The following is a 14,442-nucleotide window of genomic DNA, read 5'->3' on the forward strand; positions in this document are numbered from 1 at the left end:
GCTACACGGTTGCGCTGATATGTCTATACAATATAGGCGTCCTTTCCGGGTTGTCCAGCCATGACCGATGCGATGTCTCCGCCTGCCTTCCACGCTGCCCACGCCCTGCTGCCCGATGGCTGGGCGCGCGATGTCAGATTGCAGGTACGCGACGGATGCATTGCGTCGGTGGACGCGGGTGTTCCCGCGCAGCGCAGCGATACGGCGGTGGAGATTCTGGTCCCCGGCCTTCCCAACCTGCACAGCCATGCGTTCCAGCGGGGCATGGCCGGGCTGACGGAGATCGGCGGCGGCGACGGCGATAGCTTCTGGAGCTGGCGCGAGCTGATGTACCGCTTCCTGGCCCGGCTGGTACCAGACGCGGTCGAGGCCATCGCCGCACAGGCGTACATGGAGATGCTGGAAAGCGGCTTCACCCGCGTCGGCGAGTTCCATTACCTGCACCACGATGCCGACGGCAATGCGTATGCGGACCCGGCCGAGATGTCTGCTCGTATCGCCGCTGCAGCCGCGCAGACGGGCATCGGCCTGACCTTGCTGCCGGTGTTCTATGCGCATGCGGACTTCGGCGGCGCGGCGCCCAATCCGGCGCAGCGGCGATTGATCCACGACGTGGACGGGTTCGCGCGATTGCTGGAAGGCGCGCGCGGCGCGTTGGCCTCGCTGCCGGACGCGGTGCTCGGCATGGCCCCGCACAGCCTGCGCGCGGTGACCGGCGATGAGCTGTCCGCGTTGCTGCCGCTGAACGACGGTCCGGTGCACATCCATATCGCCGAGCAGCTGCGCGAGGTCGATGCCTGCGTGGCGTGGAGCGGCCTGCGTCCGGTGCGTTGGCTGTACGAACACGCCGCAGTGGACGCACGCTGGTGCCTGGTGCACGCCACCCATATCGACGAAGACGAGCGCGCACGCATCGTGGCCAGCCAAGCCGTAGCAGGGCTGTGCCCGATCACCGAAGCCAACCTGGGTGATGGGCTGTTCCCGATGCAGGCCTTCGCGCGCGAGGGCGGGCGCTTCGGTGTCGGCTCCGATTCCAATGTGCTGATCGATGCGGCCGAGGAACTGCGCCTGCTGGAATACGGGCAGCGCCTGAGCCTGCGTGGCCGCAACGTGATCGCACCCGATGCGTCGCGCAGTTCGGGACGGTTCCTGTTCGACGGCGCGGTTGCCGGGGGAGCACAGGCCCTCGGCGTAGCCGCCGGGCTGCAGGTGGGCGCAAGCGCGGACCTGCTGGAACTGGATGCAACGCACCCGGCCCTGGTGGGCCGCAGCGGCGACGCCTTGCTTGACAGCTGGGTGTTTGCCGCACGTAATGGCGCGCTTCGCACGGTGTGGCGACACGGTCGCGCGTGCGTGTCCGGTGGGCGCCATCATCAGCGCGATGCCATCACCGCCCGCTTCGCCCAGGCCCTGCGCGGCGTACTGGGCTGATTTCCCTACCTCAAGAGACATCCGTGAAGGCCAGCAAGTCCGCCACGCTCAATCAGCGCATCCGCAGCGAACTGGAAGGCCGCATCCTGAGTGGTGAGTGGGCGCCCGGTTTCCGCATCCCGTACGAACACGAGCTGATGGAGCAGTACGGTTGCTCGCGGATGACGGTGAACAAGGTGCTGACCGCACTGGCGGAGAGCGGCATGATCGAGCGCCGGCGTCGCGCCGGTTCGTTCGTGGCCAGGCAGTCACCGCACCTTGAGCAGGTCGCGCTGGAGATTCCGGATATCGCGATGCAGGTCAGCGCGATGGGTCATGCCTACGCGTACCGGCTGCTGCGGCGGCAATTACGTACCGCGCACGAAGGGGATGCGGGCGAGGCCGAATTGGCAGGTACAGCGCGATTGCTGGCGATGGACTGCCTGCACCTGGCGGATGGTCGGCCGCTGGCGCTGGAGCATCGCCTGATCAGCCCGACCGGCGTGCCGGAAGTGCTGGAGGTGGATTTCGCGGTGACGGCGCCGGGCAGCTGGCTGCTGCAGAACGTGTCCTGGACGCGCGCACAGCACCGGATCAGCGCATGGGGGGCGGACGCAGCGACGGCCAAGCTGCTGGACGTCAAGGCAGGCACGGCGTGTCTGGTGATCGAGCGGCATACGTGGCGCGGTGAGCAGGCCATCACCCGAGTGCGGCAGATATTCCTCGGCGATGCCTGGGACCTGGTGGCACGCTTCGCGCCGGGAAACCGGTGAATGGGTAGTGACGGCCGCTGGCCGTCAATCGCCCGAATCGGCCATTCCGCCGAGCATGGCTCGGCGCTACCGACATCGCGCGGATAGGGACCGCCGCTACCGACAATCGTGTGATTCAGGCATTACAGCGTGGTGCACTGCCGCCAGCGCACGGGCTCGTCGACGCCGGGACGGGCGTTGAGCTGTACGCGTACGTTGCGCAGGGCGGGGTAGCGCATCACTTCCTCGCAGATGCGGGGCCACACCTCATCGATCTCCGCGGTGCGGTTCACCGCCAGGGTCTGCCGGGTCTGCCAGATGCCGCTTGCTACGCCGGGCAGGCGGCCCAGGGCGCGCGACAGCTCCTGCTGGTAGCGATCCAGCGTTGCAGTATCCGGATTGATCTCCTGGCCCGCCGGTTCGCGACCCGGGGCATCGGCGGGCGCCGTTGGCGCAGCCGCCGCGGGCGCCACGGCAGGGGCCGCGTCCGCACGGGGTGCCGCTGTGGTCGACTCCACCACCGGTGCCTCACTGTGCACCGTCTGGTAGCCCACGCCCACCAGCAGCCCCAACGTGCTCGACGCCAGCGCGGCAATCAGGATCCGGCGCAACGCTTCATGCCGCGCGGCATTCTTCACGCCCGATTCGATATCGCCCGGCAGGTACGGTGACAGCAACGGCCACAGGCGCCGACCGTCCAGCACTTCCACGGACTGCTTCTCAGCAATCGCCTGGCCGTCGCCGTCCACCAGCCCTTCGGTGATCAGGATCCCGCCGCGTGCACCGGCAAGGCGGGCGGCGGCGCCCAGCTCGTTGATGGCGGCGGTGCCGATGCGGTAAGCCAAGCCGTGCTTGCACGACACCAGCCACTGGTTGGCACCTTCGGCCATCAGGAAATCGCTGCGCGGTTCGCGGCTGTCATCCTCATGGCGCCGCACCTCTTCCAGCCCGCGCCGCTCACGCAGGGCGCGCTTGACCAGTTCAGAGAAATCGCGCCAGTGCATGCCGGCCAGGGCCTGCAGCCCGAGACTCATTTCCTTGCGTCGCCGTTTCACCAGCCACAGGTAGGCGGTGGCAAGCAGGAAACAGGTGAGGGCCAGCAACAGGGCCAATATCCAGGAGAACATGCAGGCGGGAACGCTGACGGCAGAGGGGGGCGGACAGTGTAAAGGTCCTGCGTGCCCATCGCGTCAGGGCCACCCTGACACAGCATCAGCCAAGCCAGGTGCCAGACATGAAAAACCCGCCATTACCTGAAGCCGTGAGGGGAGGGACAAACGGCGGTAACAGCGGGTTGAGGTGATTCTGTTCCAGCAGCCTGCTGCTTTGCAACAAAGCAGCAGGAACGCTGTGTTTCCCGCAGCAACTCCAATCAGGGCGTGCTGCCCGGCGACTGGTGGCTGCCTGGGGTGGGGTCGCCGCTGGCGGTGCTGGCGGTGCGGCTTTCCAAGCGATTGAGGCGCGTGGTCAAGGCATCGATGCGCGCATTGAGCGTTGCCACGTCTTCCGCGTTCGGCACGTGCAGGCGCTTCAGCACACCGTGCACGCGGTCTTCGAAGGCTTTCTCGACCTTGTCCCAGGTGCCGGATGCTTTCTCACGTGCCTGGCCCAGATGTTCTTCCACGTTGTCGCGCCAGCCCGGGCCGTCTTCGGTGGATTTCTCGCGGCGGCGGTTTTCGAACGCTTCGCCTTCCTTCACCAGGCCATCGAAGAAGCGGTTGCCTTCCGCCTGTGCGCGGCCCAACGCGCCGAGACCGGCCAGCCAGACCTGCTGGGCCGAATCACTGAGGCGTCGGGAAACGCGCTCGGCCTGATCCTGGAAGGACGCCTTGTCCTGCGCGTCGTTGCGGGGGTCGTGCTCGTCGTACTGGTTCATGGGGTCTCCTGCATGGACGGATGCAGGAGTCAGCCTAGCGCTGCGAATGCTGGGGCGGCGTGATGGCCGCGCGCCCGGTCGATCCGTGATTCAGCGGGGCGTTGGCTCAGCCCAGCTTTTCCTGCAGTACGCGCTGGATCTCACTTTCCACCATGCCTTTCATCGCTGATAGCAGGAAGCCCAGCTTGGCCGTCACCCGCACGGCGCTGGCCTGCAGCTCGATGGCACCGTCCACGCCGCTGCCGGAGAAATCCAGCACATCGCCGCGCCAGTTCGACTGCACGCCGAACCGCTCGGTGAGTTTGGCCGCCACGTCCTCGATGGCCTGACGCGCAGCGGGCGCGGGCAGGGCGTGGGCGTGGACGATATCGATGCTGGACATGGCGGTTCCTTGCGAATGCTGGTGGTGTTTGACCGTGCATTGTGCGCATGGCGACAGCAAACGCCAACTGACAAGGTTCTTCTGCGAATGTCAGCCACCTGCTAGGCTGCGCCGCATGCCTAATCTGCACGTCCATTACAGCCAGAACCCGCAGCCCGACCAGCCCTTGTTGCCGGGGGTGCAGAAAATAGTGCGCCAGGCCAACGGCAGCATCAAACTGGTGGAAGGCAGCCAAGGCAGCCTGTTGCTGGCCCAGCTCAGCCTGGACCAGCGCGGCCTGTGGCTGCAGGTGGCTGCCGGGGTGCGCGGGCTTCATGTCAACGGCCGTCCGGTGCGGCGCATGGCGCTGCTGCGTGCCGGCGACGCGGTGTATGTGGAAGGCGTGGAGTTGTTGATCGTGGGTGAGGTGGATACACCGGTCATCGCCCCGTCGGCACAGGCCGCACACCCGTCCGACGAACCGCGCCTGCTGCGTGGTGTCGGCGGACCCCACCACGGCCGCGGCTTTCCGCTGGATCGCCCGCTGGTGGTGGGGCGCAGCGCCGACGCAGATATCCAGATCGACGAGCCGGCCTTCGCCGATCAGCATGCGCGCGTGGAAAGTCACGGCGAACGCATCCTGCTGCGCGACCTCGGCACCGGCGAAGGCAGCCGGGTGAACGGCGTGGCCGTGCGGCATTGCTGGCTGCAGGGCGGCGACCAGGTGGTGTTCGATGGCCAGCATCGTTTCGTGCTGGAGCTGCCGGATGACCCGCGCCAGCGACCGCAGCCGATGGACGAGTACACGTACAGCGAGCCGGATGAAGCCGCGACGGATCTGGCACCGCGCCGCGTCCGGCGCTGGCCGTGGTTGTTGGTGAGCGCGCTGCTGCTGGCGGGTGTGCTGAGCCTGCTGCTGTGGTTTGGCGCGCGCTGAGAGATGGCCGCTGCGCTCGCCGAGCGTGGCTCGGCGCTACCGATGTCTCCGGGCGCACGCCGATGGATACCGATGCAACCAAATTTCCCTTGAACGGCCGGGTCTAAAGGCTGGTGCGCTGCGGCATACTAGGGGTCTTGCCTCACAGGTGTGACATGACCCGCGCGTACAACTTCAGTGCCGGCCCTGCAGCGTTGCCGGAAGTGGTCCTGCGCCAGGCGCAGGAAGAGATGCTGGAATGGCATGGTGCTGGCGCCTCCATCGTGGAGATGAGCCATCGCGGACCGGAGTTCATGGCCGTGGCCGCCGCTGCCGAAGCCGATCTGCGGCAACTGCTCAGCGTGCCGGACGACTACGCCGTGCTGTTCCTGCCCGGTGGTGCCACCACCCAGCAGGCACTGATTCCGCTCAATTTCGCCAGCGCCGGCCAACGCGCCGATTATGTGCTGACCGGTCATTGGGGCAATACCGCGGTCAAGCAGGCCTCGCCGTACGTGTCGCCGGTCATCGTCGCCAGCAGCCAGGCCGACGGATTCCGTGACATCCCGGCGCGTGCCGGATGGCAGCTGTCCGACGATGCGGCTTACGTGCATATCACCGCCAATGAAACCATCCACGGCGTGGAGTTCCGCGACACGCCCGATACCGGTGGCGTGCCGCTGGTGGCCGATTTCAGTTCGTCCATCGCCAGCGAACCGCTGGATATCAGCCGCTACGGTGTGATCTATGCCGGCGCGCAGAAGAATCTCGGCCCGGTCGGTATTGCGGTGGTGATCATCCGCCGCGACCTGCTGGAACGCAGCGGGCAATCGCGCGCCGACATTTTTGATTACCGCTCGCACGCCGCGCGCGACTCCATGCTCAATACCCCACCGACCTGGAACTGGTACCTGGCCGGGCTGGTGTTCAAGTGGATGCTGGCCGAGGGCGGCGTGGTCGAGTTCGCCAAGCGCAACGCGGCCAAGGCGGCGCTGGTGTACGCGGCGATCGATGCCTCCGGTGGGTTTTACCGCAACGAGGTCGCCGTCGCGGCGCGCTCGCGGATGAATATCCCGTTCTTCCTGCCCACTGCCGAGTTGGATGCGCGATTTGTCGCCGATGCCAAGGCGGCGGGACTGCTCGCCTTGAAAGGCCACAAGGCCGTGGGCGGCATCCGTGCCTCGCTGTACAACGCCATGCCCGTCGCCGGCGCCGAAGCGCTGGTCGCCTTCATGGCGGACTTCCAGCAACGTCACGGTTGAGTCGCTTCACTGTCCATCCCCGGCGCGCGCTGACTGCGCGCCCTGCATCAAGGAACACAGATGGCTAGCAAACCTGCCAAGCCGGCTGCCGCCAAGGCCGCCAAGGGCAAACCCGCCGCGCCGGGCAAGCCGAACGCCGCCTCGAAAGCCAAGGCCGCGAAGGTCGAAGCACCCGCATCCGTACCCCCGGTGCTGGCCGATGTGCGGGGCAAGATCGACCAGATCGACCGTGACATCCAGTCGCTGATCGCCGAGCGTGCCCGTTTCGCCCACCAGGTGGGCAAGGCCAAGGGCAAGCTCGCCGCGGCCGTGGATTACTACCGCCCCGAACGCGAAGCCCAGGTGCTGCGCATGGTGGTGGACCGCAACGAAGGCCCGCTCAGCGATGAGCTGCTGGTGCATGTCTACCGCGAGATCATGTCGGCCTGCCTGGCCCAGCAGGAGCCGCTGAAGATCGGTTATCTCGGTCCGGAAGGCACCTTCAGCCAGCAGGCCGTGCTCAAGCATTTCGGTCGCTCGGCGCTGGGCCTGCCGATGGGCAGCATCGAAGAAGTGTTCCAGGAAGTGGAAGCAGGCAACGCCGATTTCGGCGTGGTGCCGGTGGAAAACTCGGGGCAGGGCACCATCCAGATCACCCTGGACATGTTCCTGACCTCCAACCTGAAAATCTGTGGCGAAGCCGAACTGCGCGTGCAGCAGTTCATCATGTCGCGCAGTGGCCGACTGGACGACATCGAGCGCATCTACGCGCATCCGCAGTCGTTCATGCAGACCTCGGCATGGCTGCGTGCCAACCTGCCGAAAGCGGAGAAGATCCCGGTATCGAGCAACGCGGAAGGCGCACGTCGCGCCCGCAACGCCGATGATGCGGCGGCGATCGGTGGCGAGAACGCCGGCCACGTGTACAACCTGAAAAAGGTCGTCACCAAGCCGATCCAGAACGACGCCGACAACACCACGCGCTTCCTGGTGATCGGCCGCAACATCTTCCCGACGTCCGGCCATGACCGCACCTCGGTGCTGGTGTTCATCCATGACAAGCCCGGCGCGCTGTTCGACGTGCTCAGCCCGTTCGCGCGCCATGGCATCAGCATGAACCGCATCGAGTCGCGGCCCTCGCACCACGGCAAGTGGGAGTACGGCTTCTTCATCGATCTGGCGGGGCACATCGACGATGAGCCGATGCAGGCCGCACTGGCCGAGCTGGAAGCGCATGCCGCACAGATCAAGGTGCTGGGCTCGTACCCGGTCGCCGTGCCCTGAGTTCATTCCTGCGGGGCCGCCCATGCGCCCCGCACCCAGTTCCTTCGCCGCACGGCGGCGCTGACGGAAGCAGCAGACGATGAGCAACACGCAGCATTGGATCGCCCGCAAGGGCCAGCCCCTGCAGGGCAGCCTGGTCATTCCCGGCGACAAATCGGTGTCCCACCGCGCGGTGATGTTCGCCGCGCTGGCCGACGGCACCTCCACCATCGATGGCTTCCTGGAAGGCGAAGATACCCGCGCGACTGCGCGCATCTTCAGCCAGATGGGCGCACGCATGGAAACGCCATCGCCGTCGCGGCGCGTGGTGCATGGCGTGGGCATCGACGGCCTGCAGGCCCCAACGGGCGAGCTGGATTGCGGCAATGCCGGCACCGGCATGCGGCTGATCGCCGGCGTGCTGGCCGGGCAGGCGTTCGACAGTGTGCTGGTCGGCGATGAATCCTTGTCGCGTCGCCCGATGCGTCGCATCACCGGCCCGCTCGCGCAGATGGGGGCCCAGATCGATACGCAGGACGACGGCACGCCGCCCCTGCACGTGCGCGGTGGCCAGGCGCTGCACGGCATCGACTTCGCCTCGCCGGTGGCCAGCGCGCAGGTCAAATCCGCTGTGCTGTTGGCCGGGTTGTATGCCAGCGGCAAAACGTCCGTGGTGGAACCCCATCCGACGCGCGATTACACCGAGCGCATGCTCGCCGCTTTCGGCGTGGACATCGAGTACTCGCCGGGCAAGGCCCGCCTGCGCGGTGGCCAGCGCCTGCGCGCGACCGACATCGTGGTGCCGGCCGATTTTTCGTCCGCCGCGTTCTTCCTGGTCGCAGCGAGCATCATCCCCGGTTCCGAACTGCGCCTGCAGCAAGTGGGCTTGAATCCCCGCCGCACCGGGCTGCTGCACGCGCTGCGCCTGATGGGCGCGGACATCCGCGAAGAGAATCCGGCGGAGCAGGGCGGGGAACCAGTCGCCGATCTGGTGGTGCGCTACGCGCCGCTGAAGGGCACGCAGATTCCCGAAGCGCTGGTGCCGGACATGATCGACGAGTTCCCGGCGCTGTTCGTGGCCGCCGCCGCAGCGGAAGGCAACACCGTGGTGACCGGCGCGGCCGAACTGCGGGTGAAGGAATCCGACCGTCTGGCCGCCATGGCGGCCGGCCTGCGTACGCTGGGTGTGCAGGTGGATGAGACCGAAGACGGTGCCACGATCCATGGTGGCGCCACGCTGGGCAGCGGCACGATTGAAAGCCACGGCGACCACCGCATCGCGATGTCCTTCGCCATTGCCGGGCAGTTGAGCAACGGGGAGGTGCGGATCAACGATGTGGCCAATGTGGCGACCTCGTTCCCCGGGTTTGATGCGCTGGCGGGTGGTGCGGGGTTCGGGCTGGTGTGAGGTTCGTGACGGTCGCTGGCCGTCAGCTTGGAGCGTTGCTGCTGCAAGGGTAGTGACGGCCGCTGGCCGTCAGCTTGGCGTGTTACCGCTACGCTCGCCGAGCGTGGCTCGGCGCTACCGAGGTGATGCCTCCGGAATTGAACGAGGCAGTGCCTCCGCAATTAAAAATGCCGACCCATTGGGTCGGCATTTTCGTTTCATGTCACGCGATGTTGCTCAACGCTGGGTGCGGAAGTCCACCGGCACGTTGACCACGCTGGCAACAGCACGGCCATTCTGCACGGCCGGCTCGAACTTCCAGCCGCGCACGGTGCTCAGCACGGCGCGATCCAGGTCGCGATCACGCTGGCCGGTACGCGACACGATGCTCGCATCGGTGACGGCACCCGTCGGCGCCACCTTCAGGCTGGCCACCACGCTGCCCTGCACGCCATTACGCAGCGCAGTGGTCGGGTAGGTCGGCTTGGCATTGCTGGTCAGCGGACGCGCTTCGCGGTTGCGTACGGCCGGGGCCGCGCGCTGCTGTGTGGCAGGGGCGGCGGCACGCGGGCGCTCGGCTGGCGCGGTGGCCACGGGGGCATTGGTGGCGGGCAGCATGCGCTCGCCGATAGGCGCCGGTGCCACCTCGGTGTCCGCCATCCGCAACCAAACCAAGGCCGCCGCAAACATCGCCACGATCAACGCAATCCACAACAGCGGTGAGGGGCGACGGCGTTCTACTGCGAGGTCACCATCGGCCTGGTGACGCGACGAAGCGGGCATATCGGGAGCATGGGCCGCACTCATGGTGATTCTCCTGCACTGTCGTTTCCGACGTCGCCCCGAGTCTTGCGCGGTCGGCATGGCGTGTGCGTAAGCATCGCGTCAACGCGGTGCATAAAGTTCAGGTTCGAGTATCGGCTCCGTTCAGCGATGCAGACGGGTCGTGATCAACGACCCGGCGTGAAATCGAACGGCACTTCGACACTGCCCGTCACCGGCTGGCCATTGCTCACCGCAGGGGTGAACTTCCAGCGGCGCACCGCTTCCATGGCGGCGCGATCCAGATCGCGCGAACCGCTGCGCTGCACCAGTGTCACGCCATACGCGCGGCCGGTGGCATCCACATCCACGCGCACCACGACGGAACCGGCGTCGCCGCGGCGCAGGGCAGCGGGCGGATAGGTCGGCGGCGGCGACTGGCCCGGGATCGGCATCGGACGGTCATTGGCCGGCGCGCCCGCGGTAGCCGGGGCAGTGCCCGGCGCAGGAACGCCTTCCGTCATTGCCGGCGGTGCAGGCGTGGTCTCGACCAACTGCGGTATTTCTTCCGACGGCGGGGCAGGGCGCGCCTCGGGCATGTCACTGGACCCGGCCGCAGCGGCCAAGGGCTCCGGCAACGGCTCCACTTCCGCCACTTCCTGCGGCGTCTTCGCTGCCGGTTCGGCCTGGAAGAAGCCCTTGTCGCGGCTTGCCAGCCAGACCGCCACGAACAGCAACAGCCCGACGGCAAACGCGATGCCGGCGATTTTCAGGCTGTTGCGCGGAATCTGCAGGGTGATCGACTTGCCGGACGTAGAACGGGTAGCAGGCATGACTGAAACCGTGAAGGGACCGGGCGATTCTGGCACAGCCCCGATGAACCGGCGGCAGAAATCCGCATAACAAGCGATAATCGGCTTCCTGATCCACAAACGACCTTCCGCCATGCTCGATCCAGCCCTGCTTCGCCAACAGCCCGCCGACCTCGCCGAACGCCTGCGCACCAGTCGCGGCTTCGAGCTCGACGTGTCTGCACTGGAGTCGCTGGAAAGCGACCGCAAGCGCATCCAGGTGCGCACGCAGGAGCTGCAGAGCCTGCGCAACAGCCGTTCCAAGGCGATCGGCCAAGCCAAGGCGAAGGGCGAAGACGTGTCGGCGATCATGGCCGAAGTCGCCGCGTTCGCAGATGAGCTGAAGGCATCGGAAGTGACCCTGGACGAACTGCGCGAGAAGATCGACGCGATCGCGATGATGATCCCGAACCTCCCCTCTGAGGACGTGCCAGCCGGCGCCGACGAGAGTGACAACGTGGAGCAGTCCCGTTGGGGCACCCCGCGCCAGTTTGATTTCAAGGTGCTCGACCACGTAGAGCTGGGCGCCCGCAACAAATGGCTGGACGGCGAGACCGCGGCCAAGCTGTCCGGCTCGCGCTTCACCGTGCTGCGCGGCCCGATCGCGCGCCTGCATCGCGCCCTGGCCCAGTTCATGCTCGATCTGCACAGCGGTGAGCACGAATACCAGGAAACCAACGTGCCGGTGATCGTCAACGCCGACAGCCTGTACGGCACCGGCCAGTTGCCGAAGTTCGAAGAGGACATGTTCATCACCCATCTGGGTGAGCAGAAGCGTTACTTGATCTCGACCTCGGAAATCTCGCTGACCAACATCGTGCGCGACGAAATCGTTGACGCCGAGCGCCTGCCGCTGCGCATGACCGCCCACTCGCTGTGCTTCCGTTCCGAAGCCGGCAGCGGTGGCCGCGACGTGCGCGGCATGATCCGCCAGCACCAGTTCGAGAAAGTGGAACTGGTCACCGCCTGCCGCCCGGAAGACAGCGATGCCGAGCACCAGCGCATGACCCGCTGTGCCGAAGTGGTGCTGGAAAAGCTGGGCCTGCCATACCGCAAGGTGCTGCTGTGCACCGGCGATATGGGGTTCAGCGCGGTAAAGACGTACGACCTGGAAGTGTGGCTGCCCTCGCAGGACACCTACCGCGAGATCTCCTCGTGCTCCAACACCGGTGACTTCCAGGCCCGCCGCATGCAGGCCCGCTGGCGCAACCCCACCACCGGCAAGCCCGAGCTGCTGCACACGCTCAACGGATCCGGCGTGGCCGTCGGCCGCGCCATGATCGCCGTGATGGAGAACTACCAGAACGAAGACGGCAGCATCACCGTCCCCGACGTCCTGCGCCCGTACATGGGCGGCCTGGAAACCATCGCCTGACCGACCAAACGGGTAGAGCCGGCTTCAGCCGGCTGCACGTCGCACCAGGCCCACCGCACCGCCGCACTCGCGCTCGGTAGAGCCGGCTTCAGCCGGCTGCACTTCGCGTCATGCCACACGGCAATGCCGGCCTTGTGCCGTCCCACCCGCCGCTGCGCTCGCCGAGCATGGCTCGGCGCTACCGGGCACCGCCCTTCGCGCCACGCCACACGGCAATGCCGGCCTTGTGCCGTCCCACCCGCCGCTGCGCTCGCCGAGCATGGCTCGGCGCTACCGTCCGACGCGTACCGCAAAAAAAAACGGCCCCACATCTCTGCAGGGCCGCTACACGGGCTGAAACGGGGGAGGGACACTTTCAGCCCACGGTCACCGGCCGACGACGAGCCGCCAGCAACCGCTGGAACACATCAACCAGCTCAGGCCGCAGCCAGCTCCGCTTCCGGCAGGTTCGCCAGCGCCGCGGCGATCGCTTCTTCGCGATGCTTCGGCGAATACGCGATGCCTTCGGCACGCACGAATTCCACGTCATTGATGCCCATGAAGGCAAACACCTGACGCAGCAGCGGCTCCTGGAAGTCCGCCGGCGAATCGGTATAGATGCCGCCACGGCTGCTGACGATGATCACCCGCTTGCCACCCGCCAGCCCAACCGGGCCCGCCTCGGTGTACTTGAAGGTCTTGCCGGCCACCGCAACGCGGTCGATCCAGGCCTTCAGCGTGGACGGGATGCTGAAGTTGTACATCGGCGCACCGATCACCACCACGTCAGCAGCCAGGAACTGCTCCAACACCTGCTGCGCATCAGCGGTTTCTGTCGCGTCCAGCTGGGCCAGCGAGCTGCCGCGCAGGTGGGGGATTGGATTTGCGTCCAGATCGCGGTACGCCACATTCAGGTCCGTAGCGGAATCCTTGAAACGGCCAACCACCGCCGCGGTCAGCTGGCGGGAAACCGAATTGTCGCCGAGCGCGCTGGCGTCGATATGCAGAAGCTTCATGGCAGTCACCTATGTATGGGGGAGGCTTAAGCGCCGCCGACAGGGCACACGATAGGTTGTTGCCAATGTGGGATAAAGATGGTTGAATGCCACGTATTGTTCTACCTATGGAACTGCGACATGCAAGACCTCAACGATCTCTACTACTTCGCCATGGTGGTCGACCACGGCGGTTTTGCCGCAGCAGAACGTGCGCTCGGCATCCCCAAGTCGCGCCTGAGCCGCCGTATCAGCCAGCTGGAAACCGACCTCGGCGTCCGCCTGCTGCAGCGCTCCACGCGTCGCTTTGCCGTCACCGACGTCGGCACCAGCGTGCACCGCCATGCGCAGACCATGCTGGCCGAAGCCCAAGCCGCCCGCGAGGTGGTGGACCGCTTGAGCGCCGAGCCGCGTGGCCTGGTACGGGCGAGTGTGCCGGTATCGCTGGCGCAGATGCAGCTGCCCAAGCTGCTGCCGAAGTTCCTGGAGCAGTACCCCAAGGTGCGGCTGCAGTTGAACATCAGCAACCGCCGCGTAGACATCATCAACGAAGGCTACGACGTCGCCCTGCGCGTGCGTTCGCGGCTGGATGACGATGGCAGCCTGGTCATGCGCAGCTTCGGACAGGTGCAGGAACTGCTGGTCGCCAGCCCGAAGTACCTGGACCGCGCCGGCCGCCCGAAGGATCCGGATGAGCTGATCAACCACGTTACGCTGAGCATCAGCGAAGACGAGGCCCGCCAGCGCTGGGAACTGCACGGACCGGAAGGCGCTGTGCGTCGGGTCGACCTGCAACCGCGCGTAGCCGGCTTCGATTTTCCGCTGCTGCAGAGCATGGTCAAAGACGGTTTCGGCATCACCATGCTGCCGGAAACGGTCTGCGCCGATGCAGTGCGCAAGGGCGAGCTGGAAGTGGTGCTGCCCGAATGGTCGCTGCCGCAGGGCATCTGCCACGCGGTGTTCGCCTCGCGCCGCGGCCTGCTGCCGGCCGTGCGGGTGTTCATCGATTTCCTGGCCGAGCACCTGCCGCCTCAGCTTGAAGCCTCACGACTGGATTGCGGCGGCGCCTGCGAACGGGCCAAAGAGAAGATCAAAGCGACAGCCTTGGGCGCCTTGGCCGTAGACGCCGGCTGACCCAACACGCTGACCGCTGGTAGCGCCGAGCCATGCTCGGCGGAACCCATCACCGTCCAGGCGGCTGGCAGGCACCGAACGATGGGCAAACGCCCCCAACGCATGCGAGAATACGCCTCCCCGGACAGCCTCCGGGACTG

14 protein-coding genes are annotated in these 14,442 nt (G+C 66.5%); 8 read left to right on the top strand and 6 right to left on the bottom strand.

Annotated elements, in window-relative coordinates; genetic code table 11:
• The first annotated feature begins 60 nt into the window (after positions 1-60).
• Both ICJ04_RS07885 and hutC read left to right on the top strand, forming a co-directional pair.
• Positions 61-1,431 carry a formimidoylglutamate deiminase gene (locus tag ICJ04_RS07885; protein ID WP_188326957.1) on the top strand — a complete coding sequence of 457 codons (1,371 nt, stop codon included), beginning with the start codon at positions 61-63 and terminating at the stop codon, positions 1,429-1,431.
• A 23-nt stretch (positions 1,432-1,454) separates the two neighbouring features.
• A complete protein-coding gene (gene hutC, locus ICJ04_RS07890) occupies positions 1,455-2,183 on the top strand; it encodes a histidine utilization repressor (protein WP_188326958.1) in 729 nt (242 codons plus the stop codon).
• A 122-nt stretch (positions 2,184-2,305) separates the two neighbouring features.
• On the opposite strand, the gene ICJ04_RS07895 is transcribed toward hutC, so the two are convergent.
• The 3 genes from ICJ04_RS07895 to ICJ04_RS07905 all read right to left on the bottom strand — a co-directional run bounded on the left by ICJ04_RS07895 (position 2,306) and on the right by ICJ04_RS07905 (position 4,420).
• Positions 2,306-3,289: a restriction endonuclease gene (locus ICJ04_RS07895; protein WP_188326959.1), complete on the bottom strand. Its 984-nt coding sequence runs from the start codon at positions 3,287-3,289 to the stop codon at positions 2,306-2,308.
• Between the two features lie 245 nt (positions 3,290-3,534).
• Entirely contained in the window at positions 3,535-4,038 is a 504-nt protein-coding gene (locus ICJ04_RS07900) for a phasin family protein (RefSeq protein WP_188326960.1), read from the bottom strand.
• 106 nt (positions 4,039-4,144) lie between these two features.
• A complete protein-coding gene (locus tag ICJ04_RS07905) occupies positions 4,145-4,420 on the bottom strand; it encodes a polyhydroxyalkanoic acid system family protein (RefSeq protein ID WP_188326961.1) in 276 nt (91 codons plus the stop codon).
• Positions 4,421-4,535: 115 nt separating this feature from the next.
• Between ICJ04_RS07905 and ICJ04_RS07910 the strand changes: the two genes are divergently transcribed.
• From ICJ04_RS07910 to aroA, 4 genes are all read left to right on the top strand, one after another.
• Complete coding sequence (locus ICJ04_RS07910; protein ID WP_188326962.1) at positions 4,536-5,336, top strand: FHA domain-containing protein; 801 nt, start codon at positions 4,536-4,538, stop codon at positions 5,334-5,336.
• 155 nt (positions 5,337-5,491) lie between these two features.
• Complete coding sequence (gene serC, locus ICJ04_RS07915; RefSeq protein ID WP_188326963.1) at positions 5,492-6,577, top strand: 3-phosphoserine/phosphohydroxythreonine transaminase; 1,086 nt, start codon at positions 5,492-5,494, stop codon at positions 6,575-6,577.
• Positions 6,578-6,637: 60 nt separating this feature from the next.
• Positions 6,638-7,840 carry a prephenate dehydratase gene (gene pheA, locus ICJ04_RS07920; protein WP_188326964.1) on the top strand — a complete coding sequence of 401 codons (1,203 nt, stop codon included), beginning with the start codon at positions 6,638-6,640 and terminating at the stop codon, positions 7,838-7,840.
• Between the two features lie 79 nt (positions 7,841-7,919).
• Positions 7,920-9,227 (top strand): 3-phosphoshikimate 1-carboxyvinyltransferase, encoded by a 1,308-nt coding sequence (gene aroA / locus ICJ04_RS07925; protein WP_188326965.1) that lies wholly within the window; start codon positions 7,920-7,922, stop codon positions 9,225-9,227.
• A gap of 216 nt (positions 9,228-9,443) precedes the next feature.
• On the opposite strand, the gene ICJ04_RS07930 is transcribed toward aroA, so the two are convergent.
• Positions 9,444-9,989: an energy transducer TonB gene (locus tag ICJ04_RS07930; RefSeq protein WP_223203050.1), complete on the bottom strand. Its 546-nt coding sequence runs from the start codon at positions 9,987-9,989 to the stop codon at positions 9,444-9,446.
• Between the two features lie 167 nt (positions 9,990-10,156).
• The gene (locus ICJ04_RS07935) at positions 10,157-10,801 is read right to left on the bottom strand and encodes an energy transducer TonB (RefSeq protein ID WP_188326967.1); all 645 of its coding nucleotides are present in this window, start codon (positions 10,799-10,801) and stop codon (positions 10,157-10,159) included.
• 112 nt (positions 10,802-10,913) lie between these two features.
• On the opposite strand from ICJ04_RS07935, the gene serS reads away from it, so the two are divergent.
• Entirely contained in the window at positions 10,914-12,194 is a 1,281-nt protein-coding gene (serS, locus tag ICJ04_RS07940; protein ID WP_188326968.1) for a serine--tRNA ligase, read from the top strand.
• Between the two features lie 416 nt (positions 12,195-12,610).
• Here the strand turns inward: serS and ICJ04_RS07945 are convergent, their stop codons facing one another.
• Complete coding sequence (locus ICJ04_RS07945) at positions 12,611-13,189, bottom strand: NAD(P)H-dependent oxidoreductase (protein ID WP_188326969.1); 579 nt, start codon at positions 13,187-13,189, stop codon at positions 12,611-12,613.
• A 120-nt stretch (positions 13,190-13,309) separates the two neighbouring features.
• On the opposite strand from ICJ04_RS07945, the gene ICJ04_RS07950 reads away from it, so the two are divergent.
• The gene (locus ICJ04_RS07950) at positions 13,310-14,302 is read left to right on the top strand and encodes a LysR substrate-binding domain-containing protein (RefSeq protein WP_188326970.1); all 993 of its coding nucleotides are present in this window, start codon (positions 13,310-13,312) and stop codon (positions 14,300-14,302) included.
• The last annotated feature ends 140 nt before the right edge of the window (positions 14,303-14,442 follow it).

It is taken from the genome of Stenotrophomonas sp. 169 (assembly GCF_014621775.1).
Taxonomy (GTDB): Bacteria; Pseudomonadota; Gammaproteobacteria; order Xanthomonadales; family Xanthomonadaceae; genus Stenotrophomonas.